The 21130-nt window shown below is 73.9% G+C and carries 18 protein-coding genes; 4 read left to right on the top strand and 14 right to left on the bottom strand.

Going from position 1 to position 21130, the window contains the following annotated elements:
* Nucleotides 1-20 precede the first annotated feature (20 nt).
* Nucleotides 21-926, bottom strand: coding sequence for a DMT family transporter (locus ACIO9K_RS15810; protein WP_400330218.1), 906 nt, complete (start codon nucleotides 924-926; stop codon nucleotides 21-23).
* Here ACIO9K_RS15810 and ACIO9K_RS15805 point away from each other — a divergent pair.
* Nucleotides 925-2379, top strand: coding sequence for a PLP-dependent aminotransferase family protein (locus ACIO9K_RS15805; protein ID WP_400330215.1), 1455 nt, complete (start codon nucleotides 925-927; stop codon nucleotides 2377-2379). The genes ACIO9K_RS15810 and ACIO9K_RS15805 overlap by 2 nt on opposite strands.
* Before the next feature lie 27 nt (nucleotides 2380-2406).
* Here ACIO9K_RS15805 and htpX read toward each other — a convergent pair whose 3' ends face one another.
* The 11 genes from htpX to ACIO9K_RS15750 all read right to left on the bottom strand — a co-directional run bounded on the left by htpX (nucleotide 2407) and on the right by ACIO9K_RS15750 (nucleotide 13537).
* Nucleotides 2407-3270 (bottom strand): zinc metalloprotease HtpX, encoded by an 864-nt coding sequence (htpX, locus tag ACIO9K_RS15800; protein WP_350876984.1) that lies wholly within the window; start codon nucleotides 3268-3270, stop codon nucleotides 2407-2409.
* A gap of 160 nt (nucleotides 3271-3430) precedes the next feature.
* Nucleotides 3431-5002 (bottom strand): NADH-quinone oxidoreductase subunit N, encoded by a 1572-nt coding sequence (locus ACIO9K_RS15795; RefSeq protein WP_363617875.1) that lies wholly within the window; start codon nucleotides 5000-5002, stop codon nucleotides 3431-3433.
* 56 nt (nucleotides 5003-5058) lie between these two features.
* Nucleotides 5059-6639: a NuoM family protein gene (locus ACIO9K_RS15790; RefSeq protein ID WP_400330210.1), complete on the bottom strand. Its 1581-nt coding sequence runs from the start codon at nucleotides 6637-6639 to the stop codon at nucleotides 5059-5061.
* A 62-nt stretch (nucleotides 6640-6701) separates the two neighbouring features.
* Entirely contained in the window at nucleotides 6702-8768 is a 2067-nt protein-coding gene (locus ACIO9K_RS15785) for an NADH-quinone oxidoreductase subunit L (protein WP_400330207.1), read from the bottom strand.
* Entirely contained in the window at nucleotides 8765-9136 is a 372-nt protein-coding gene (nuoK, locus tag ACIO9K_RS15780; protein WP_350876976.1) for an NADH-quinone oxidoreductase subunit NuoK, read from the bottom strand. The genes ACIO9K_RS15785 and nuoK overlap by 4 nt, the downstream gene beginning before the upstream one ends.
* Complete coding sequence (locus ACIO9K_RS15775; protein WP_363617869.1) at nucleotides 9136-9843, bottom strand: NADH-quinone oxidoreductase subunit J; 708 nt, start codon at nucleotides 9841-9843, stop codon at nucleotides 9136-9138. Before ACIO9K_RS15775 ends, nuoK begins: the two co-directional genes overlap by 1 nt.
* On the bottom strand, nucleotides 9840-10409 hold the full coding sequence (locus tag ACIO9K_RS15770) for a NuoI/complex I 23 kDa subunit family protein (protein ID WP_400330203.1): 570 nt from the start codon (nucleotides 10407-10409) through the stop codon (nucleotides 9840-9842). The genes ACIO9K_RS15775 and ACIO9K_RS15770 overlap by 4 nt, the downstream gene beginning before the upstream one ends.
* Nucleotides 10406-11365, bottom strand: a complete 960-nt coding sequence (nuoH, locus tag ACIO9K_RS15765) for an NADH-quinone oxidoreductase subunit NuoH (protein ID WP_371518357.1) — start codon at nucleotides 11363-11365, stop codon at nucleotides 10406-10408. Before nuoH ends, ACIO9K_RS15770 begins: the two co-directional genes overlap by 4 nt.
* Nucleotides 11362-12573 carry an NADH-quinone oxidoreductase subunit C gene (locus ACIO9K_RS15760; RefSeq protein ID WP_400330200.1) on the bottom strand — a complete coding sequence of 404 codons (1212 nt, stop codon included), beginning with the start codon at nucleotides 12571-12573 and terminating at the stop codon, nucleotides 11362-11364. The genes nuoH and ACIO9K_RS15760 overlap by 4 nt, the downstream gene beginning before the upstream one ends.
* Nucleotides 12570-13205: an NADH-quinone oxidoreductase subunit B family protein gene (locus ACIO9K_RS15755; protein ID WP_363579962.1), complete on the bottom strand. Its 636-nt coding sequence runs from the start codon at nucleotides 13203-13205 to the stop codon at nucleotides 12570-12572. Before ACIO9K_RS15755 ends, ACIO9K_RS15760 begins: the two co-directional genes overlap by 4 nt.
* Nucleotides 13196-13537, bottom strand: a complete 342-nt coding sequence (locus ACIO9K_RS15750) for an NADH-quinone oxidoreductase subunit A (protein WP_371522778.1) — start codon at nucleotides 13535-13537, stop codon at nucleotides 13196-13198. Before ACIO9K_RS15750 ends, ACIO9K_RS15755 begins: the two co-directional genes overlap by 10 nt.
* A 429-nt stretch (nucleotides 13538-13966) precedes the next feature.
* Here ACIO9K_RS15750 and ACIO9K_RS15745 point away from each other — a divergent pair, with 429 nt between their 5' ends.
* Nucleotides 13967-15136 carry a sensor domain-containing protein gene (locus ACIO9K_RS15745; protein ID WP_363618047.1) on the top strand — a complete coding sequence of 390 codons (1170 nt, stop codon included), beginning with the start codon at nucleotides 13967-13969 and terminating at the stop codon, nucleotides 15134-15136.
* Between the two features lie 120 nt (nucleotides 15137-15256).
* Here the strand turns inward: ACIO9K_RS15745 and ACIO9K_RS15740 are convergent, their stop codons facing one another.
* Complete coding sequence (locus tag ACIO9K_RS15740; protein WP_400330504.1) at nucleotides 15257-16342, bottom strand: S1C family serine protease; 1086 nt, start codon at nucleotides 16340-16342, stop codon at nucleotides 15257-15259.
* Between the two features lie 209 nt (nucleotides 16343-16551).
* Here ACIO9K_RS15740 and galE point away from each other — a divergent pair, with 209 nt between their 5' ends.
* Entirely contained in the window at nucleotides 16552-17538 is a 987-nt protein-coding gene (galE, locus tag ACIO9K_RS15735) for a UDP-glucose 4-epimerase GalE (protein ID WP_400330197.1), read from the top strand.
* A gap of 49 nt (nucleotides 17539-17587) precedes the next feature.
* On the opposite strand, the gene ACIO9K_RS15730 is transcribed toward galE, so the two are convergent.
* Entirely contained in the window at nucleotides 17588-19999 is a 2412-nt protein-coding gene (locus ACIO9K_RS15730) for a PQQ-binding-like beta-propeller repeat protein (protein WP_400330194.1), read from the bottom strand.
* Nucleotides 20000-20435: 436 nt separating this feature from the next.
* Here ACIO9K_RS15730 and ACIO9K_RS15725 point away from each other — a divergent pair, with 436 nt between their 5' ends.
* Nucleotides 20436-21083, top strand: coding sequence for a TetR family transcriptional regulator (locus ACIO9K_RS15725; RefSeq protein ID WP_030055725.1), 648 nt, complete (start codon nucleotides 20436-20438; stop codon nucleotides 21081-21083).
* Nucleotides 21084-21130 lie beyond the last annotated feature (47 nt).

Genomic DNA, 21130 nt, shown 5'->3' with positions numbered 1-21130 from the left:
TCCGCGCGCCCGGACCCGTCTCAGGTCCGGGCCCGCTGGGTGACCGCGATGCAGACCAGCACCACCACCGCCGTGACCGGTGCGGCCGCGGGCAGGTCCTCGCCCAGCAGCAGCACCGACCAGACCAGGGTCAACAGCGGCTGTGCGAGTTGCAGTTGGCTGGCCCTCGGCACCCCGATCTCCGCCATCCCCCGGTACCAGAGCACGAACCCGCCGAACTGCGACACCGCCGCCGTGTACGCCAGCCCGGTCAGCGCCTTCGCCCCGAGGTGGACCGGCTCGGCGGGCAGCGCGAGGGCGGTGGTCAGCAGCGTCACCGGCAGCGCGGCCACCACCGCCCAGGCGATCACCCGGGCGCCCGGCAGGTCCCGGGAGAGCCGCCCGCCCTCCGCGTACCCGGCCGCGCACACCAGCAGCCCCGCGAACAGGTAGAGGTCGGCGGTGGTCGGCCGGCCGTGGCTCTGCAGCAGGGTGAAGGTGAGCACCGCCGCCGCCCCGGCAAGCGCCGCCGCCCAGAACGCCCGGGACGGCCGGCGCCCGGTGCGCAGCGCCGCGCACACCGCGGTGGCCAGCGGCAGCACGCCGATGACCACCGCGGAGTGGGCCGTCGAGGAGGTCCGCAGGGCGAGCGTGGTCAGCAGCGGGAAGCCCAGCACGCAGCCCCCCGACACCACCAGCAGGGCGGGCCAGTGCCGCCGGGGCGGCAGTGGGGCGCGGACGGCGGCCAGGTAGAGCGCGGCGAGCAGGCCGGCCACGACGCCGCGCAGCCCGGTCGCGGTCCACGGCCCGAAGCCGGTCAGGGCCCACGCGGTGGCGGGGAAGCTGAGGGAGAAGGAGGCCACCCCGAGGGCGGCCAGAGCGGTGCCGGAGGCGGGGCTTCGCGGTGCTACCGCCGACGGGCGGGTAGCGCTATCTTGTGCCGTCATGAACGAGCGTAGCAGTGTGACCGAACTCGCCGACAGGCTGCGACGGGAGGTCGAGCGCTATCCGGAGGGGCGAAAGCTGCCGTCCAGCCGAGTACTGGTGGAGCGCCACCAGGTCAGCCCGGTGACGGTCTCCCGGGCCATCGCGGTCCTCGCGGCCGAGGGCCTGGTGGTCTCCCGGCCGGGCGCCGGGGTGTTCCGGGCGGCGGCCTTCGCCGGGCGCCCGGCCGGCACCGCCGCGCCCGCCGCCCGTCCCGGCGACCTCTCCTGGCAGGAGGTCGCGCTCAGCGCCGACTCCGACCCCCGCGACCTGCTGGCCGCCCCGGTGTTCGCCACCCTCCGCGTGCCCCCGCCCGACGTCATCGACCTCAACAGCGGCTACCCGCACGCCTCGCTGCTGCCCGAACGCCTGCTGGCCACCGCCCTCGCCCGGGCCGGACGGCGCCCGGGCGCCTGGAACCGGCCGCCCACCGACGGCCTCACCGAGTTGCGCGGCTGGTTCGCCCGCGACATCGGCGGCACCGGCGGGCCGATCGGCGCCGGGGACGTCCTGATCACCTCCGGCGGCCAGGGCGGGCTCACCGTGGCCATGCGCTCGCTCGCCGCGCCCGGCGCGCCCGTCCTGGTGGAGTCGCCGACCTACTCGGGCATCCTGGCGGTCGTCCGCGCGGCCGGGCTGCGGCCCGTCCCCGTCCCGGTCGACGCCGACGGCGTGCGCACCGACCTGCTGGCCGACGCCTTCGAGGCCACCCGGGCGCGGGTCTTCGTCTGCCAGCCGCTGTTCCAGAACCCGACCGGCGCGGTGCTCTCCCCCACCCGGCGCTCCGAGGTGCTGCGGATCGCCCGGGCGGCCGGCGCGTTCGTCGTCGAGGACGACTTCGCCCGCCTGCTCGTCCACGCGGACGCCCCCGCGCTGCCGCGCCCGCTCGCCGCCGACGACCAGGACGGGGTCGTGGTGCACCTGCGGTCGCTGACCAAGGCCGCCTCGCCCAATCTGCGGGTCGGCGCGCTCACCGCGCGCGGCCCGGCCCTGGCCCGGCTGCGGGCCACCCAGGTGGTGGACAGCTTCTTCGTGCCCCGGCCGCTCCAGGAGGCGACGCTGGAACTGGTCGCCGACCCCGGCTGGGCCCGCCACCTGCGCGCCCTCGGGGCGGAACTGCGGACCCGCCGCACCGCCACCGTCGCCGCCCTGCACCGCGAACTGCCCGGCCTGCTCGGCACCTACCGGCCCGGCGGCTACCACCTGTGGCTGCGGCTCCCGGACGGCGTCGACGACGGCGCCCTCACCGCCGCCGCCCTGCGCGCCGGCGTCCAGGTCACCCCCGGCCGCCCGTACCACGCGGCCGAACCCCCGGCCCCGCACCTGCGCCTCAGCTACGCGGCCGCCGAGAGCTCCGCGCACACCGCCGAGGGGATCCACCGCCTCCGCCGGGCCTACGAGGACCTGCCGGCCTGACCTCCGGCCCCGCGCGGAGCGCGGGCCTCAGCGCCCGTAGCCCGCCATCCGCTCCAGCCGGGCGATGCGCTCCGCCATCGGCGGGTGGGTGGAGAAGAGCCGGGCGCCGGCCTCGCCGGGGCGGAAGGGGCTGGCGATCATCATGTGGCTGGCGGTCTGGATCTGCGGCTCCGGCGGGAGGGGCAGCCGGCGGGTGCCGGCGTCGAGCTTGCGCAGGGCGCCGGCCAGGGCGAGCGGGTCGCCGGTGATCCGGGCGCCGTCGGCATCGGCCTGGTACTCGCGGGAGCGGCTGACGGCCAGTTGGATGAGCCCGGCCGCCAGCGGGCCGAGGATCATGATGGCGAGCATGCCGAAGAGGCCGGGCCCGTCGTCGTCGTCGCTGCGGCCGAAGGGGATCAGCCAGGCGAAGTTCACCAGGAACATCACCACCGAGGCGAGCGCCCCGGCGACCGAGGAGATCAGGATGTCCCGGTTGTAGACGTGGCTCAGCTCGTGCCCGAGCACGCCCCGCAGCTCGCGTTCGTCCAGCAGTTGCAGGATGCCGTCGGTGCAGCAGACCGCCGCGTTGCGCGGGTTGCGGCCGGTGGCGAAGGCGTTCGGCGCGGGGGTCGGGGAGATGTAGAGGCGCGGCATCGGCTGGCGGGCCGCGGTGGAGAGCTCGCGGACGATCCGGTAGAGCCGTGGCGCCTCGATCTCGCTGACCGGCCGGGCCCGCATGGCCCGCAGCGCGAGCTTGTCGCTGTTCCAGTAGGCGTAGGCGTTGGTGCCGAGGGCGACCAGCAGGGCGATCACCAAGCCGGTTCGGCCGAAGAATCCGCCGATCACCAAGATGAGCGCCGAGAGGCCGCCGAGCAGGACGGCGGTCCTCAGTCCGTTGTGCCGGCGGTGCACGTCAGGCCCTCCAATGGTGCGGTGGGGAAGCCCTTTCTGCCTCGTCCCTCTTGCCCGGTCAACGGGTGGGGGCCTGGGCCTTGTTCCCTTGTGACCGGCGTGACACCACCGCGGCGCCCCGCCGGGCCGGACCGCGGCGGCCGGCCGGGCGGGCGCGCGCTCAGAACAGGCTTCCGCCGGCGACCTGGAGGACCAGCTGCGGGGCGAAGGAGAGGACCACGGCCACCGAGGCGGTGAGCCCCAGCGTGGCGGTCAGGGTGGCCGGCAGCCGACCTTCGGCCCCGGCCCCGCCGACCGGAGCGGCGCCCGGTTCGGCACCTTCCTCGGCACCCGGCGCCGGGGCGAACAGCCGGGTCGTCCAGAGCAGGTAGTAGTACAGCGCGACGACCACGTTGACGGCCATCACGACGGCCAGCCAGCCCAGCCCGGCGTCGACGGCCGCGCGGAACACCACGACCTTGCCGAACAGGCCGATCACGCCCGGGGGCAGCCCGGCCAGGCAGAGCAGGAAGAAGGCGAGCGCGAGGGCCGTCCAGCGACGCCGGGCGAACAGGCCGCGGAAGTCGTCCACGCTGGTCCCGGCCCGGCGGCCGACCGCCGCGACCACGCCGAACGCGCCGAGGTTCACCACGCCGTAGATCAGCGCGTACGCGGCGGTGGCGCCGAGCGGATCGACCCCGGTGGGCGCGTAGCCGGCGGCGGCGAGCGGCACCAGCAGGTAGCCGGCCTGGCCGACGGACGACCAGGCGAGCAGCCGCACCGCGCTGTAGCGGGTGTCGAAGCGCTGGCGCAGCGCGCCGACGTTGCCCACCGTCATGGTGACGGCGGCCAGCACGGCGAGCGCCAGGCCCCAGGTGTGCGCGTACGGGCGGAAGGCGATGGTGGTGGCGAGCGCGAGGCCGGACAGGCCGGCCGCCTTGCCGACCACCGAGAGGTAACCGGCCACCGGCAGCGGGGCGCCGGTGTAGGTGTCGGGCACCCAGAAGTGGAACGGGACGGCGGCGACCTTGAAGGCGAAGCCGACCAGGGTCAGCACGGCGCCCGCCTCGGCCAGCGGCTTGAGCTGCCCGGGGGCGTGTTCCAGGCCCTGGGCTACGGCGCCGAGGTGCAGGCTGCCGCTGGCCGCGTAGACGAAGCCGACGCCGAGCAGCATCACGGCCGTGGCGGTGACGGAGGAGACGAAGAACTTGAGCGCGGCCTCGGCGCCCCGGCCGTCCCGGCGCAGCGCGACCAGGGCGAAGGCGGGCAGCGAGGCGACCTCCAGCGCGATCACCATGGTGGCGAGGTCGCGGGAGGCGGGCAGCAGCGCGGCACCGGTGGCGCTGGAGAGCAGCAGGAACCAGTACTCGCCGCCGGGCAGCTTCTCCTCCTCGACGGTGTGCGCGGAGAGCAGCGCGGCGATCAGCGCACCGCCGAGGGCGAGCAGCTGGAACACCAGGGCGAAGTGGTCGGCGACGTACGAGCAGCCCGCGTTGTCAGACCCCCCTGCTACGTTCTGCACGCAGAAGGTCGCCCGGGGTGATCCCCCGGTGAGGGGGAGGAGTGCGATGAGGGCGAGGGCGAGTCCGGCCGCGGCGAGGCGGCCGAGCCACTTCCGGTGCCGCTCGGGCAGGAACAGGTCGGTGAGCAGGACGGCGAGGGCGGCCACCGCGGCGATCAGCGGGGGCGCGATCGCCACCCAGTCCACGGACTGGATCAGGCTGCCCGGGTTGGCTACGGCGAGGGAGGTCACAGTGTGCTGCCCCGTGGAGTGAGGTCCGAGTGCGGCGATCTGGGCTCCGAGCACGGTCAGCCACCCCCGAGGAGGTGCTTGACGGCGGGGTCGGAGAGGCCGAGCAGGAGCGCGGGCCAGAGGCCGGCGAGCAGGGTGAGGGCGGCCAGCGGAGTCCAGCTGACGGCCTCGTACGGGCGCAGGTCGGCGACCTGGTCCACCGGGGCGGGCTGCTTGGGGTCGCCCATGCAGACGCGCTTGACCACGATCAGCAGGTAGGCGGCCGTGAGGAGGGTGCCGAGACCGGCCAGGACCATGTAGGTGACGAACGCGGGGCGCGACAGGCCGTCGGCCGGGTCGAACGCGCCGAACATGGCGAGCAGCTCGCCCCAGAAGCCGGCCAGGCCGGGCAGGCCGAGGCTGGCGACGGCGGCGAAGGCGAGCAGCGCGCCGATCCGCGGGGCGCGGCCGTACAGGGCGGCGCCGGTGGCGCCGGAGAGGGTGTCGAGGTCCGCCGTGCCGTAGCGGTCCTTGAGGGCGCCGACGAGGAAGAACAGCAGACCGGTGATCAGACCGTGGGCGATGTTGGCGAACAGCGCGCCGTTGACGCCCACCGGAGTGAGGGAGGCGATGCCCAGCAGCACGAAGCCCATGTGGCCGACGGATGAGTACGCGATCAGGCGCTTGAGGTCGCCCCTGGCGCCGGGGCGGGCCAGCGCCAGACAGGCCAGTGATCCGTAGACGATGCCGACGGCGGCGAACGCGCCCAGGTAGGGGGCGAGCGTCGCGGTGCCGTCGGGCACGACCGGGAGGAGGACGCGGACCAGACCGTACGTGCCCATCTTCAGCAGCACGCCGGCGAGCAGCACCGAGCCGACCGTCGGAGCGGCGGTGTGCGCGTCCGGGAGCCAGCTGTGCAGCGGCCAGGCGGGGGCCTTGACCGCGAGCCCGACCATGATCGCCAGGGCGGCGATCACCTGGGTGGTGTGGCTCAGGCCGTTGCCGTGCGCGGCGGCCAGGGCCTGCATGTCGAAGGTCCCGGCCTTGCTGCCGATCAGCAGGAAGCCGAGCAGCATCACGGCCGAGCCGAGCAGCGTGTACAGGATGAACCGGTTGGCGGCCGGGGCCTTCGCGCCGCTCCCCCAGCGGGCGATCAGGAAGTACATCGGGATCAGCACGATCTCGAAGGCCAGGAAGAAGAGCAGGAGGTCCAGCACCGCGAAGGTGGCGAGCATGCCGACTTCGAGGAGGAGGAACAGCCCGACGAAGGCCTTCGCCGACGGACGGCGCCCATCAGCGGCCTCGCCCCGGGCGTCCCCGCCCGGCAGCCGCTTCTCCGAGTACAGCGCGCAGAGGAAGGTGAGCAGTGCGGTCAGCACGATCAGCGGCAGCGAGACGCCGTCCACGCCGAGGTGGAGGCGCACGTTGAGGGCCGGGATCCAGGACACGTCGGTGGTGGCCTGCATCCGGGCGGGTTCGTCGTGGTCGAATCCGGCCGCCAGGGCGACGGTGAGCAGCAGCACCGCGCCGGTGACGACGGTGTTCAGCCGCAGCGCCCGCCGGTCGGCGGCGGCCGGCTCCCGGCCGAACACCGGCGCCAGGGTGAGCGCGGCGCCGAGCAGCGGCAGCACCAGGAGGGCGATGAGGACTGCGTTCATCGGGGGCTCCTACGGGCGGCGGTCGGAATCGGGGGAACCGGGGAGAGGGGGTACGGCATCCGCTACACCGCCACCAGGACGGCCAGCAGGACGACGCCGGCGAGCAGCGCGCTGAGGTAGGTCTGCGCGTTGCCGGTCTGCGCGAGCCGGACGGCCCGGCCGAGCAGGTTGGCGCCGACCCCGCTGCCGCGCACGTAGGTCTCGACGACCTCGCGGTCGAGGAAGCGGACCAGCCGGGCGGCGGAGGTCACCGGGCGGACGAACAGCGCGTGGTACAGCCGGTCGACGCCGAAGCCGTGCCGGGCCGGGCCGAACAGCGGGCCGAGCAGGGTGCGCCCGGGGTCGGCGACGATCACCTCGGCGGCCGGGGCTCCGGCCTGCTCGGGCACCCGGCCGGCGTCGGCCGGGGCCGGGCGGCCGGTGGCTAGCCGCGCGGTCGCCGAGCGCCAGGCGCCGTACGCCGCGAGCACGCCGACCACGGCGAGCCCGGTGCCGATGACGGCGGTGACGGCCGAGGGGCGCAGCGAGCCGCCGTCCAGCAGCGCGGGCAGCCAGTCCGAGCGCAGCCCGGCGACGCCGAAGCCCATGGTCGGGATGGCCAGCACCCAGAGCGGCCAGCGCATCGCGGGCGGCTCGGCGGTGGCCGGGTCGGCCTCGTCGAGCTCTGGCGAGTACGGCGCGTCCGCCTCGTGCCCGGCCGCAGGCGCCACGGCCTGCGACGCTCCGGCCTGAGACGCTGCGGCAGCCTGCGCCCCTTCAGCCTGCGGGCTGTGGAAGCTGACCAGGAAGAGCCGGGTCGCGTACGCGGCGGTGAGCAGCGCGGTGAGTCCGGCGGAGATCAGCACGATCCACCCGGCGGCCTCCGGCACGGCCGAGGCCGGGCCGAGCCCGTTGGTGAGCGCCTCGCCGTTGGCGGCGTGCTCGGCGGCGGTCAGCACCGCCTCCTTGCTGAAGAAGCCGGAGAACGGCGGCAGCCCGACCAGGGCGACGAGCGCGATGCCCATCGTCCAGTAGGCGTCCGGGACGCGCTTGCGCAGCCCGGGGATCCGGGACATCGCGGAGATCGAGTTGGTGTGCGCGGCGTGGATCACCACGCCGGCGGCCAGGAACAGCAGCGCCTTGAAGGCGCCGTGGCTGACCAGGTGGAAGACGGAGGCCTCGCGGTCGCCGGCGGCCAGCGCCCCGGCCATGTAGCCGAGCTGGCCGACGGTGGAGTAGGCGAGCACCCGTTTGAGGTCGTCCTGGGCGAGCGCGCAGAGCGCCGAGCCGATCATCGTCACGGCGGCCATCACGGCCAGCACGACCAGCGCCGCACCCGACAGCAGGAACACCGGCAGCAGCCGGGCGACCAGGTAGATGCCGGCCGCGACCATGGTGGCGGCGTGGATCAGCGCGGAGACCGGCGTCGGGCCGGCCATGGCGTCCGGGAGCCAGGTGTGCAGCGGGAACTGCGCGCTCTTGCCGGCCACCCCGGCGAGCAGCAGCAGGGCGATCAGCGTCGGGTGGCCGAGCCGCCCGTCGGTCGCGGCGGCCAGCACGTCGGGGATCCGGAAGCTGCCGGCGTCCGCGCCGAGCAGGAAGATCCCGAACAGGAACGGCACGTCGCCGAGCTTGGTGACCAGGAAGGCCTTGAGCGAGGCCGAGCGGGCGTCCTCGGTCTCCCAGTGGTGGCCGATCAGGAAGTACGAGCAGATGCCCATGACCTCCCAGCCGACCAGCAGCACGATCAGGTCGCCCGAGTAGACCACCAGGAACATCGCCGCGGTGAACAGCGAGACCAGCGCGGCGTACGACGGGTAGCGCGGGTCCTTCCTGAGGTACGCGGTCGAGTAGACCTGCACGCAGGTGGCGACCAGGCCGACCAGCACGGAGATCAGCGAGCTGAAGCCGTCCAGGTGGAGGGCGAGCGCGATGTCCGGGCCGCCGGTCGGGGTGAGCCGGGTGGCGGCGTCCAGCGCTTGGCCGGTGCCGAGCTGGAGGGCGACGACCAGGGCGAGCACGGCCGAGACGGCGACCGGCACGATGGCCAGCGGCCGGGCCAGGCCGGGCGCCTTCTTGCCGACGGCCAGGGTCGCGGCGGCCCCGAGTGCGGGCAGCGCGGGGACGAGGGCGGGCAGGGCGAGGTTCATGCGGCGGCCTGGCCCTTCAGCGCCTCGGCTCCGGCCGGCGTCTCCTCGGCGAGCGGCTCCGCCGGATCGCCGAGCGCGGTGGCCCGGTCGATGTCCGCGGTGCCCCGGGCCCGGAACAGCAGCAGGACGATGGCGAGCCCCAGCCCGATCTCGGCGGCGGCGACGGTGATGGTGAACAGGGTGAGCGCCTGGCCGGCGTGCAGCGAGTCGCGCAGCCAGGTGTCGAAGGCGACCAGGTTGAGGTTGACGGCGTTGAGCATCAGCTCGACGGACATCAGGACCAGGACGGCGTTGCGCCGGGCGAGCACGCCGTACACGCCGACGCTGAACAGCAGCGCGGCGAGGACGACGGGGTAGGCGAGGTGCATCAGCTCTCCTCCGGCGCGGACGGCGCAGCCTCTGCGGCCGCCGGGCTCTCCGGCGCCGGCCGGGGCACGGTGGCGGCGACGGTCCCGTTCGAGCCCACCGGCCGGCCGGCGCGCAGCCGGCCCGCCCGGGGCGGCGGCACCCGCCGCTTCGACCCGCGCGACAGCACGATCGCGCCGACCAGCGCCGCCAGCAGCAGCACGGAAAGGGCTTCGAAGGGCAGCACCCAGTGGCGGAACAGGCTCGCCCCGGTGACGGCGGCCGAGCCGCCCCCCGCGCCGAGGTCGATCCAGGAGGTCCGGAAGGCGTCGACGACCAGCGTCACCAGCGTCCCGGCCGAGGCGAGCGCCACGGCCAGGGCCACCCAGCGGTTCTTGGAGTCGGCGTCCGGCGAGCGCCCGATCGGTGCCTTGGTGAGCATCAGCCCGAACAGCACCAGGACGATCACCGAGCCGAGGTAGATCAGCACCTGCACCCAGGCGATGAACTCGGCGGTGAGCAGCAGGAACTCCACCGCCAGCCCGCCCAGCGCGACCACCAGCCAGAGCGCGGCGTGCACCAGCTGCTTGGTGCTGACGGCGACCACGGCCGAGCCGAGCACGGCGATGCCGACCAGCAGGAAGACGATCTCCACCCCGGTCGGGGACAGGAACGAACGGGCGGCCGGCTCCAGCGAGCCGGTCGCCGCGAGCAGGGCGGCGGCGCTCACTGGGCCTCCCCCTCATCCGAGGCCGCCGAGGCGGCTGCGGCGATCGCGGCGGCCGCCAGCTTGTCCGCAGCCTTGCGCGCGGTGGCGATCTCCTTGGGCTCCTCGGCCGCCGGGTCCAGCGCCGGCGGCGCCGGGACGGTCCACATCCACTCGCGGAGCTTGTCCCGCTCGTGGGTCAGCTCCAGGATGTCGGTCTCGGCGTACTCGAACTCGGGCGACCAGAACAGCGCGTCGAAGGGACACACCTCGATGCAGATCCCGCAGTACATGCAGAGCGAGAAGTCGATGGCGAACCGGTCCAGCACGTTACGGGTGCGGGCCCGCGCGTTCGGCTCGGCGGCCGGCAGCGTCTCCTTGTGGGAGTCGATGTAGATGCACCAGTCCGGGCACTCGCGCGCGCAGAGCATGCACACCGTGCAGTTCTCCTCCAGCAGCGCGATGACGCCGCGCGAACGCGGCGGCAGCACCGGCTGCACATCGGGGTACTGCGCGGTGACGGTCTTCTTCGTCATCGTCCGCAGGGTCACGGCCAGGCCCTTGGCCAGGCCGGCACCGGGAAAACTCATGAGATCGCCACCTTGATGACGCCGGTCAGGGCCAGCTGGACGAGGGCGAGCGGGATCAGCACGGTCCACGCGAAGCGCATCAGCTGGTCCTCGCGCAGACGCGGGTAGGTGACCCGCAACCAGATGACCACGAAGGCCAGCGCGAAGGTCTTCAGGATCATCCAGAGCCAGCCGAGCTGGTCCGCCAGCGGGCCGTGCCAGCCGCCCAGGAAGAGCACCGCGGTCAGCGCCGACACCACCAGGATGCCCACGTACTCGGACAGCAGGAACAGTGCGAAGCGCAGGCCCGTGTACTCGGTGTACGCGCCGAAGATGATCTCCGAGTCGGCGACCGGCATGTCGAACGGCGGGCGCTGGAGCTCGGCCAGACCGGCCGTGAAGAACACGAACGCGCCGATGAGCTGCCAGGGCAGCCAGTACCACTCCCAGGCGTCCACGATCCCGGGCAGCGAGAGCGTGCCGGCGGCCATCGCCACCGAGGCCGCCGCCAGCACCATCGGCAGCTCGTACGACATCAGCTGCGCGGCCGTGCGCAGGCCGCCGAGCAGCGAGAACTTGTTCGCCGAGGCCCAGCCGGCCATCAGCTTGCCGATCACTCCGACGCCCATCACGGCCAGCACGAAGAACAGGCCGGCGTCGATCGCCTGGCCGACGAAGCCGTTCGGGCCGACCGGGATCGCCAGCAGCACGAAGAGGTACGGCAGCAGCGAGACGGCGGGCGCCAGCTGGAAGATCCGGCGGTCCGCCCCGGCCGGGACGATGTCCTCCTTCTGCGCGAACTTCACGCCGTCCGCGACGAGCTGCGCCCAGCCGTGGAAGCCGCCCGCGTACATCGGGCCGAGCCGGCCCTGCATGTGCGCCATGACCTTGTGCTCGGTCTGGCCGATGACCAGCGGGAAGGTGAGGAAGACGACCAGGGTGGCGACGCAGCGCAGCACCGTGTCGAGCAGGTTCACGCGCCGTCTCCGTCCTGGCCGGCCGGTCCGGCCGACGTCTCGTCCTGCTCGCCCGCAGGCGCGGCGGGCTTCGCCGGCTCGGCGGGCGCCTGCTCCTCGGCAGGCTCCTCCGCAGGCTTCGCGGGCTCGGCCGGGGCCTGCGCCTCGGCGGACTTCGCGGGCTCGTCGTGTGCGGGCACCGGGTTGTGCCAGGGCGCGTCCGAGGACCGGGTCCGCGGCGACGCCGCGCCCCCGGCCTTCGGCTCGGCAGGCGCAGCGGCCTCGGCGGCCTCGGCGGGCGCCGGCTCCGCAGCCTGGCTGACCGATCCGTCGGACACCGACCTGACCCGGCGCGGCCGGTCCGCCCGCACCACGGGCGCCGCCTCGCCGGCGGCCGGAGCAGCGGCCGGAGCAGCGCTCGGAGCAGCAGCCGGAGCAGCAGCCGGAGCACCGGCACCGGCAGCCTCGGCCCCCGCCTGACTCGCCGACCCCTCCGCCACCGTCCTGGTCCGCCGCGGCCGGTCCGCCCGCACCGCCGCGCCCTCGGCACCGGCAGCAGCACCGGCACCGGCACCAGCACCAGCAGCCCCAGCAGCCCGGGGCGTCCGCCCGACCGCGCCCGCCGCCCGCGCACCGCGCGCGGGCCGCTCGGCGACCGGCGGCAGGGTGCCCTTCAGCGGCCCCCACTCGTTCGGGTCCGGCACCCCGGCCGGCTGCATCTTGCGCCGGGCGGGCCCGTCGCCGTGGTCGGACTCGCCCGGCTCCTTGGCGCCCGGCCAGGCCTTGGCGACCCGGGCCGCGAGCACGAACTCCTTGCGCAGCGGGTACCCCTCGAAGCCGTCCGGCAGCAGCAGGGTGGCGAGGTAGGGGTGTCCGGGGAAGTCGATGCCGAACATCTCGTGGGTCTCGCGCTCGTGCCAGGCGGCGCCCGCGTAGACCGGGACGGCGGTGGGCAGCGCGGCCTTGTCCCGCGGCACCCGGGTGCGCAGCGCCAGGTGGCGCACGCCCGGGGCGTCGGCGGAGGCGAGGTGGGCGACCACGGAGAAGCCCTCGGCCAGTTCGTCGACGGCGCTCAGCCAGTCGAAGTAGCCCAGGCCGAGCGTGTCGCGGGCACCGGTGAGCGCCTCGATCCAGTGCTCGGCGGGGACGTCGACGGTGACCAGCCCGTAAGCCTCGGCGCCGGTCGCCCACTCCCCGACCGACGCCGCGTACTGCTCGGCGGAAGTCACGAGACCCCTCCCTCGGTCGAAGGCCCCGTCACCAGCGGGCGGCGCAGCGCCGCCGCGGGCGCGGTGTAGCGGTCGGGCAGCGACTCGGCGGCGATCTTCTCCTGGAGCTTGAGGATGCCCTGGAGCAGCGCCTCGGGCCGGGGCGGGCAGCCAGGCACGTAGACGTCGACCGGGATGATCTGGTCCACGCCCTTGGTCACCGAGTAGGAGTCCCAGTACGGGCCGCCGGAGTTGGAGCAGGCGCCGAAGGAGATGACGTACTTCGGCTCGGGCATCTGCTCGTAGAGGCGCTTGACGGCGGGCGCCATCTTGTCGGTCACCGTCCCCGAGACGATCATCAGGTCGGCCTGACGGGGTCCGGGCGCGAACGGAATGACACCCATCCGGATGAAGTCGTGTTTGGCCATGGACGCGGCGATGAACTCGATCGCGCAACAGGCCAGGCCGAAGTTGAAGCACCAGAGGCTGTAGCGGCGGCCCCAGTTGAGCACGACCTTGACCGGGTCGGGCGCGAGCCGGGCCAGCGGGCCGATGCCACGGCGCTCGACGGCGCCGGGGCGCGACGGGTCCGGGAGGCCGAGCGGGACCGGGCCGCCCTGGGCGCCGTGCGAGTGGGTGTGCGTCACGTCCATTCCAGAACGCCCTTCTTCCAGGCGTAGAGCAGGCCGACCGCGAGGAAGCCGATGAAGAGGAACATCTCGATCAGCGTTCCGGCGCCGTATCCGGCGGTGGCGAAGACCGTCGCCCACGGGAACAGGTAGATCGCGTCGACCGCGAAGATCACGTACAGGAAGGCGTACACGTAGTAGCGGATCTGGGTGTGCGCCCAGTCCTCGCCCACCGGGTCCACCCCGCACTCGTAGGCGAGGAGTTTCTCGGGCGAGTAGACCACCGGCCGCAGCAGTCGGTTGGCCGTGAACGCCACGGCGACGAAGAGCACCCCGACGACGGCCAGCAGGCCCATCGCGGCGTACGCGTCGAAGTAGCCGCCGCCGACCGCCGGGTCGGCCGCGACGGCAGCCGCATGCTGCCCCTCCATGCCTTCGCCCTCCACCTCGGCCGTGAACAGCCCCTCAAGGCAGTTCTACGACGTTTCCTCGCACGGTCATAATCATGGCCAATGCGTGAGTCTAAGGGGACGGCTCCGCTCCGCCCGAACCCTGCCCGCTCCGCAAGACGTCCGGTGGACACTCCCGCGAGCACCGGGCAGTGGCCCGACGACCAGGACGGGGGTAGGGATAACCCCCGTCCCGGAAGATGTATCACCCCCATGGCATCTTCCGCCCCGGGTTCGGGAAGCTTGGTCCACCAGCTCGACCAAGAGGGACGGTAGATCCAGATGAAGCCGCTGCACCGCCGCACCGTGGACGCCATCAAGGAGCAGGACGCTCAGATGGGCCGCTCGCCGCTGTACGGTGCGCGGATGTGGCGGCAGGTCGGCCAGCTGCTGCTCAACCTGCCGCTCGGCGTCGCCGGCTTCGCGCTCACCGCCATCACGCTCACGGCCGGCCTGGGGATGTCGATCACCGTGGTCGGCCTGCCGCTGCTGGCCGGCGGGCTGGCCGTCTCCCGCTCCCTGGGCGGGCTGGGCCGCCGGCGGGCCCGGGCGGCGTACGACTCCGCGATCCACGAGCCGGAGCCGGTGCGGCCGCGCCGGCCGGGGGTGGTGGGCTTCACCATCGCCCACCTGACCGACCTGCTGAACTGGCGCTCGGCGCTCTACAACGTGCTGATGCTGCCCTGGGGCATCCTGAGCTTCACGGTGACCCTGGTCGCGGTCACCGTGATGTGGCCGGTGCTGCCCTGGGTGATCCGGGCGCTGGCGGCGATCGACCGGATCCTGATCGAGTCGCTGCTCTTCCCGGGCGCCCTGGCCGAGCGGGTGCGCGAGCTGGAGGACGACCGAGGCACGGTGGTCGACACCGCCGCCGCCGACCTGCGCCGGATCGAGCGCGACCTGCACGACGGCGCCCAGGCCCGCCTGGTCGCGCTGGCCATGGACCTGGGCATGGCCAAGGAGCGGCTGCGCGAGGTCGAGACCGAGGACGACGTGGCGGCCGCCACGAAGATGGTCGACAACGCGCACGGCGAGGTGAAGCTGGCCCTCCAGGAGCTGCGCGACCTGGCCCGGGGCATCCACCCGGCGGTGCTCACCGACCGCGGCCTGGACGCGGCCCTGTCCGCGGTCGCCGCCCGCTGCACCGTCCCCGGCGGGGTCAAGGTGAACGTCGACCTGAAGGGGCCGGACGGCCGGGCCGAGCGCCCGGACTCGGCGGTCGAGGGCATCGCGTACTTCACCGTCAGCGAGTTGCTGACCAACGTCTCCAAGCACGCCGGGGCCCGCACCGCCTCGGTCGACGTCTGGCGCTCCGACAACCAGCTGATGGTGCTGGTCCAGGACGACGGCAAGGGCGGCGCCGCCCCCTACCCGGGCAGCGGCCTGGCCGGGCTGACCGAGCGGATCCGCGCGGTGGACGGGGTGCTCCTGGTGCAGAGCCCGGAGGGCGGCCCGAGCAGCATCACCGTCGAACTGCCCTGGCGCACCCGCACCGCCCGCCGCTGAGCCGGAGCGCGGCACGGCGCCGGGACCTCGTCGAGGCAGTGACGAGGTCCCGGCGCCGGTCCGGTGGGGCGGCCGGTCCGCGGAGCCCCTGCGCGGCGTGCGGCCCGGCCGGACGGGCCCTTAGGGGCTCTCCAGGGTGCCGAGAGTGACGGTGGCGGTCTGGCTGCTGCCGTCCCTGGTGTAGGCGACGGTGACCTTGTCGCCCGGGGTGAGCGAGGCGAGCGCGGTGGTGAGCGCGTTCAGCGAGTCGACCGCGGCGTCCCCGATCTTGGTGATCACGTCGCCGGCCTGCATCCCCGCCGAGGCGGCCGGGCCGCCCGCGGTGACCGCCACGATGACCGCGCCGGCAGGCTTGAACTGCTGGTTGAAGCTGGTCCGGGCGGTGATGCCGAGCGCGGCCCGGCCGGAGTTGGTGACCTTGCCCTGCTTGATCAGCTGGTCGGTGATGTTGGTGATGGTGGACGCCGGGATGGCGAAGCCGATGCCGGGCGCGGCCGCGCCGTTGGCCTCGGGCTCCGTCGCCGCGAGCGTGTTGATGCCGATCACCTGGCTGTCCAGGTTGACCAGCGCGCCGCCGCTGTTGCCCGGGTTGATCGCGGCCGAGGTCTGCACCATGTTGCCGATGGTGGCACCGGGCGAGCCGCCGCCCCTGGGCTCGGAGACGGTCCGTCCGGTGGCCGAGACGATGCCCTGGGTGACGCTGCTGGAGAGGCCGAGCGGGCTGCCCATGGCCAGGGTGATCTGGCCGAGCTGGACCTTGCCGGAGTCGCCGAAGGCGGCCGGCTTGAGGCCGCTCGGCGGGCTGCTCAGCTTGATCACCGCGAGGTCGGTGTCGGGGTAGCTGCCGACCAGGGTGGCGTCCAGCGACCTGGTGCTGTTGGCGAGGGTGACGGTGAAGGTGGTCGCGGTGCCCACCACGTGGGCGTTGGTGACGATGTCGCCCTTGTCGTCGTAGACGATCCCGGAGCCGAGGCTGTCGCCGGTGGTGATCTGCACCACCGAGGGCAGCACGTCGGCGATGACCCGCTGGTAGTCGTCCTGCAACTGGTTCCCGTCGGCCGACCGCGCGGGGGCCGACGAGGCCGGCCTGGCCGAGCCGGAGCCCGACGGGGAGCCCGCGGCCGACGAGGCGGACGTGGAGGAGCCGCTGCTGCACCCGGCCAGCGCCAGCGCGGTCAGTACGGCCACCGCGCCGGGTACGAGCAGCCGGCCGTGGACCGTCCTGGGTCCGGTCGGCCGGGGCCCGGCCGGCAGGGGGCGGGCGTGTTCCTTCTTTCGGCTCACCTGGCTGCCTCCGATTCGTCACCACGCTGGGAGCACGGAAATCTTTGTCAGCATTTCACCGATTTGTCCGATTTGACGGTTCGACTCGCCCGGCACTCACCACGGAAACCCGAACACCCTAGAATCGGCCCATGACTTGGTTGATCACCGGCGGTGCCGGATACATCGGCGGGCACGTCGTCCGCCAGCTGCTCGACGCCGGTGAGCGCGTCGCCGTCCTGGACGACCTCAGCACCGGCGACGCCTCCCGCCTGCCGGAGGGCGTCGCCCTGGTCGAGGGCTCCACCCTGGACCGGGCCGTCCTGGACGCCGCCATCCGCGAGCACGCGATCGAGGGCATCCTGCACTTCGCCGCCAAGAAGCAGGTCGGCGAGTCCGTCGAGCAGCCGTTCTTCTACTACCGGGAGAACATGATCGGCCTGCAGACCGTCCTGGAGGCCGCCGCCGAGGGCGGGGTCAAGCGCTTCCTCTTCTCCTCCTCCGCCGCCGTCTACGGCATGCCGGACGTCGACCTGGTCACCGAGTCGACCCCGTGCGCCCCGATGAGCCCGTACGGCGAGACCAAGCTGGCCGGCGAGTGGCTGGTCGCCGCGGCCGGGAAGGCCCACGGCATCTCCACCGTGGCGCTGCGCTACTTCAACGTGGCCGGCGCGGCCTCCCCCGAGCTGTCCGACACCGGGGTCTTCAACCTGATCCCGATGGTCTTCGAGCGGCTCACCGCCGGCGAGGCCCCGCGGGTCTTCGGCGACGACTACCCGACCCAGGACGGCAGCTGCGTCCGCGACTTCATCCACGTCTCCGACATCGCCTCGGCCCACGTCGCCGCCGCCAAGCGGCTGGCCGCCGACCCGGTCGGCGAGACCTCGCTGGTGCTCAACATCGGCCGCGGCGAGGGCGTCAGCGTCAAGGAGATGCTGGAGGTGATCGGCAAGGTCACCGGATACGACACCACCCCCGAGGTGACCCCGCGCCGCGCCGGCGACCCCGCGCGGGTGGTGGCCTCGGCCGACCTGATCCGCCGCGAGCTGGGCTGGGGCGCCCGCCACGACGTGGCGGAGATGGTGGCCTCCGCGTGGGACGGCTGGTGCAGCCGCCACCCCGGGGCCCGCAAGGCCTGACCGGACGCGTCCGACGGCGGCGGGGCGCCCGCCCCGCCGCCGCGCCGGTTCAGCGCGCCGGGACGGCCGTGCCGTAGAAGGCGTCCAGCGCGTACACGCAGCGGTCCTTGGAGCCGACGAAGACCCGGCCGCCGACCGCGACCGGCGAGCCGGTCAGCTCGCCCTTGGTGCCGAGCTCCCAGCGCAGCTGACCGCTCGCCAGGTCCAGGGTGTGCAGCGAGTGGTCCCGGCTGCCCAGGTGCACCAGGCCGTCGGCCACCGCCGGGGAGCCGACGATCTCGCCGCGCGCCGTGTAGCGCCAGCGCTCCCGGCCGCTCGCCGCCTCGAAGGCGTACAGCACCCCGCCGCTGCCGACCAGCACCATGCCGTCCCCTACCACCACCGGCTCGGCGCCCTGGCGGTTGCCGGTGACCCCGCGCCAGCGGTCCCGGCCGGTGGCCGCGTCCAGCGCGTACACCGTCCCGAGGTAGTCGGCCACGTAGACCGCGTCGGCGTCCAGCGCGGGCGGGGTGAACAGCACCACCGGGGCCTCGAAGCGCCAGCGCTCGGCCCCGCTGGCCGCGTCCAGCGCGTACACCCTGGGGCCGGCCGTCACGTACAGCACGCCGCCGCGCTCGACCGGGTGCGAGGGCACGTCCTCGCCGACCGGGAAGGACCAGCGCAGGCCGGCGCCGTGCGGGTCGACGCAGCGCAGCCGCCCGGCCCCGTAGTAGTAGGCCGCGCCGGCCACCAGGACCGGTCCGGACTGCGGGTTCTCGTAGTCCTGCTGGGCGTCGTCGGCCCGCCACAGCTCGGCACCGCTGGCGGCCGAGCGCAGCTGGACGCCGCCGCCGCGGACGCCGCAGCACAGCACCCCGTCGGCGGCGGAGAGCGAGTAGACCCAGCCGTCCAGTGAGGTGCGCCAGCGCTCGGTGCCGTCCGCGACGTCCACGGTGTACAGGTGCGGGCCGTCGGCCGCGTGCACCCGGCCGGCGTCCACCGCGAGCGCCCAGGCGACGTCCCGGGTCTTGTAGCGCCGCTCGCCGGAGGCGATGTCCAGCGCGTGCACCTCGAAGCTGGAGACGAAGAGCGTGCCGTCGGCGACCACGGGGGTGCCCCAGACGTCGTTGGACATCCGGAACCGCCAGGGGCGCCAGCGGGCGGCCGGCACCGGCGGCGGGGTGACCCGGCGGACCCAGTCGGTCTCGGCCGGGGCGGTGCCCGGGCCGGTCTGCTCGTGCTCGGCCCGCGGCCCCGGGCCTATCCGCACCGAGGCTCCGGACAGCCGCACCTCGACGGCCCCGCCGCCGCCCGGCGCGCGGTGCTTGTTGGGGGAGGCGATCTTCGCGGTCGGGATCTCGCCGTCGGACACCGGGCCCCGCCGCGGCCCCGTGTGCACCGGCCCGGACGGCGGCGGCGCGTGCCCCCCGCCCGGGCGGGTGCGCGGGTCGTCCAGGCCGGGGCGCTGCACCGGGACCGGCTGGTGCGGCTGCGGCGGCCGGTGGGGCTGGAGCGGGCCGGCCTGCGGCGGCCCGGCCGGGGGCGGCGGCGCGCCGGCCGGCAGCTGGACGGCCCGGGGCGGCACGCTCGGGCGGCGGCCGCGCTTGCGCTCGATCAGCTCCAGCGCGTTCACGGGGAGCCAGTCGCCGACCTCGCCGGCGGCGTCGTCCCGGGAGAACAGGTGCGGGGCCAGTTCGGCCTGGATCTGCGCCGGGCTGGGCCGGTGCTCGGGCGAGGGCCGCATGCAGGCGCGGACCAGGTCCATCAGCTCGCGCGGCATCCCGGACAGGTCCGGCTCCTCGCGCAGCAGCTGGAACACCGTCTCGACCGGGTTGGAGCCGCCGAAGGGCGGGTGCCCGGTCGCGCAGAACACCATCAGCGAGCCGAGCGAGAAGACGTCGCTGGCGCCCCGGACGTTACGGCTGTCCTTGGCCTGCTCGGGGGACATGTAGGCGGGGGTGCCGACCGCGACGTTGGTCATGGTGAGCCGGGTGCTGGAGACGCCGGAGGCGATGCCGAAGTCGATCACCTTCGGGCCGTCCTCGACCACCAGCACGTTGGAGGGCTTGAGGTCCCGGTGGATCAGCCCGGCCGCGTGGATGGACTGCAGCGCCTCGGCGATGCCCGCGATCAGCCAGCGGGTGGCGTCCACCGGCAGCGGACCGCACTCCTCGACCAGGTCCTCCAGGGAGGGGGCCGGGATGTACGCGGTGGCCAGCCAGGGCACCCGGGCGTCCGCGTCGGCGTCCACCACGGCCGCGGTGTAGAAACCGCCGACCGTCTTGGCCGCCTCGATCTCGCGGGCGAAGCGGACGCGGAACAGCTCGTCCTCGGCCAGTTCCGCCCGGACGGTCTTGATGGCCACCCGCCGGCCGGAGGCGGAGCGCGCCAGGTAGACCAGCCCCATCCCACCCGCGCCGAGCCGCCCCAGCACCTCGAAGGGCCCGATCCGCCTCGGATCGTGCGCCGTCAGCTGGTCCACTCCGCTGCCACCTCCCCGTTTTCCGCACCCGCCGCGTGGTGCCGGACCCGATTCTCCAATGCCGCCCGGCCCATCTCCAACCTCCCCCGCCCAGAGCCGACGGCGGCCCCGGGAGCGCCGCCGTCCGGCCGGTGATGACGGAACGGCCGGATTCTGACGCCCGTTCCGGCCGCGGTTTGCACCCGGACGCCCGGACCCTCCACTTCGGCGCCGATCTTCCGACGCCGCCGATCGTCACGCTCTGTCACTCGACCACCCCTCAGCGGACTCGCCGTCACGCTGTGGGGTCAAAGGCACACGGGGGGGCTTCAACGACACCTGCGGAGCGCGGTGAATATCCGTCCGAAGTGGTTCATGCCCCTATAGCAACCCCCCGTGCGGAGTAATAGTCGCATCACCGAATCGCGCCAAGATCGTGCCACGGTAAGCTGACGGCATGACAGGACAAGTTCGCACCGTCGACGGTCGCGTCGCCGGGCGACGCGGACAGGAAACGCGGCAGAAGCTGCTCGACTGCCTCCGCGAGATGCTCAGCACGTCGCCGTACCGGGACGTCAAGGTCATCGACGTCGCCCGTATGGCGGGTACCTCCCCCGCGACCTTCTACCAGTACTTCCCGGATGTCGAGGGCGCTGTCCTCGAAATCGCCGAGGAAATGGCCAAGGACGCCGACACCCTCAAAGAGCTGGTGGCCGGAAAGTCCTGGGCAGGGAAGTCCGGTCCGACCACTTCGGAAGAACTGGTCGACGGATTCCTCGCCTTCTGGCGCAAGAACGACGCCATTCTCCGAGTGGTCACGCTCGGTGCCGCCGAAGGGGACAAGCGGTTCTTCAAGATCCGCATGACGGTCCTCAACGCGGTCGCCAAGCCGCTCGCGGAGGCCGTCAAGGAACTCCAGGCGAAGGGCCAGGCCGACAAGTCGCTCGACCCGAACGCCGTCGCCGGGGCCCTGGTCTCGCTGCTCGCCTCGGCGGCCGAGCACCAGAAGGCCTTCACCTCCTGGGGCGTCAAGGTCAAGGACCTCAAGCCCAACCTCGCTCCCCTGGTGTACCTGGGCGTCACCGGCAAGAAGCCGCCCAAGTAGACCATCCGCTCAACCGACCATCCGCTCCGCGCGCAGCCCCGGCCTCC

Origin of the sequence: Kitasatospora sp. NPDC087271 (assembly GCF_044744605.1) — a bacterium.
Taxonomy (GTDB): Bacteria; Actinomycetota; Actinomycetes; order Streptomycetales; family Streptomycetaceae; genus Kitasatospora.
This window is presented reverse-complemented; position numbering and strand designations above follow the sequence as displayed.

Coding starts and splice junctions, on each gene's coding strand:
- ACIO9K_RS15805 (WP_400330215.1), top strand. CDS start 925: ATGAACGAGCGTAGCAGTGTGACCGAACTCGCCGACAGGCTGCGACGG.
- ACIO9K_RS15810 (WP_400330218.1), bottom strand. CDS start 926: ATGACGGCACAAGATAGCGCTACCCGCCCGTCGGCGGTAGCACCGCGA.
- ACIO9K_RS15790 (WP_400330210.1), bottom strand. CDS start 6,639: ATGAACGCAGTCCTCATCGCCCTCCTGGTGCTGCCGCTGCTCGGCGCC.
- ACIO9K_RS15785 (WP_400330207.1), bottom strand. CDS start 8,768: ATGAACCTCGCCCTGCCCGCCCTCGTCCCCGCGCTGCCCGCACTCGGG.
- nuoK (WP_350876976.1), bottom strand. CDS start 9,136: ATGCACCTCGCCTACCCCGTCGTCCTCGCCGCGCTGCTGTTCAGCGTC.
- ACIO9K_RS15770 (WP_400330203.1), bottom strand. CDS start 10,409: ATGAGTTTTCCCGGTGCCGGCCTGGCCAAGGGCCTGGCCGTGACCCTG.
- ACIO9K_RS15755 (WP_363579962.1), bottom strand. CDS start 13,205: ATGGACGTGACGCACACCCACTCGCACGGCGCCCAGGGCGGCCCGGTC.
- ACIO9K_RS15750 (WP_371522778.1), bottom strand. CDS start 13,537: ATGGGCCTGCTGGCCGTCGTCGGGGTGCTCTTCGTCGCCGTGGCGTTC.
- ACIO9K_RS15745 (WP_363618047.1), top strand. CDS start 13,967: ATGGGCCGCTCGCCGCTGTACGGTGCGCGGATGTGGCGGCAGGTCGGC.
- galE (WP_400330197.1), top strand. CDS start 16,552: ATGACTTGGTTGATCACCGGCGGTGCCGGATACATCGGCGGGCACGTC.
- ACIO9K_RS15725 (WP_030055725.1), top strand. CDS start 20,436: ATGACAGGACAAGTTCGCACCGTCGACGGTCGCGTCGCCGGGCGACGC.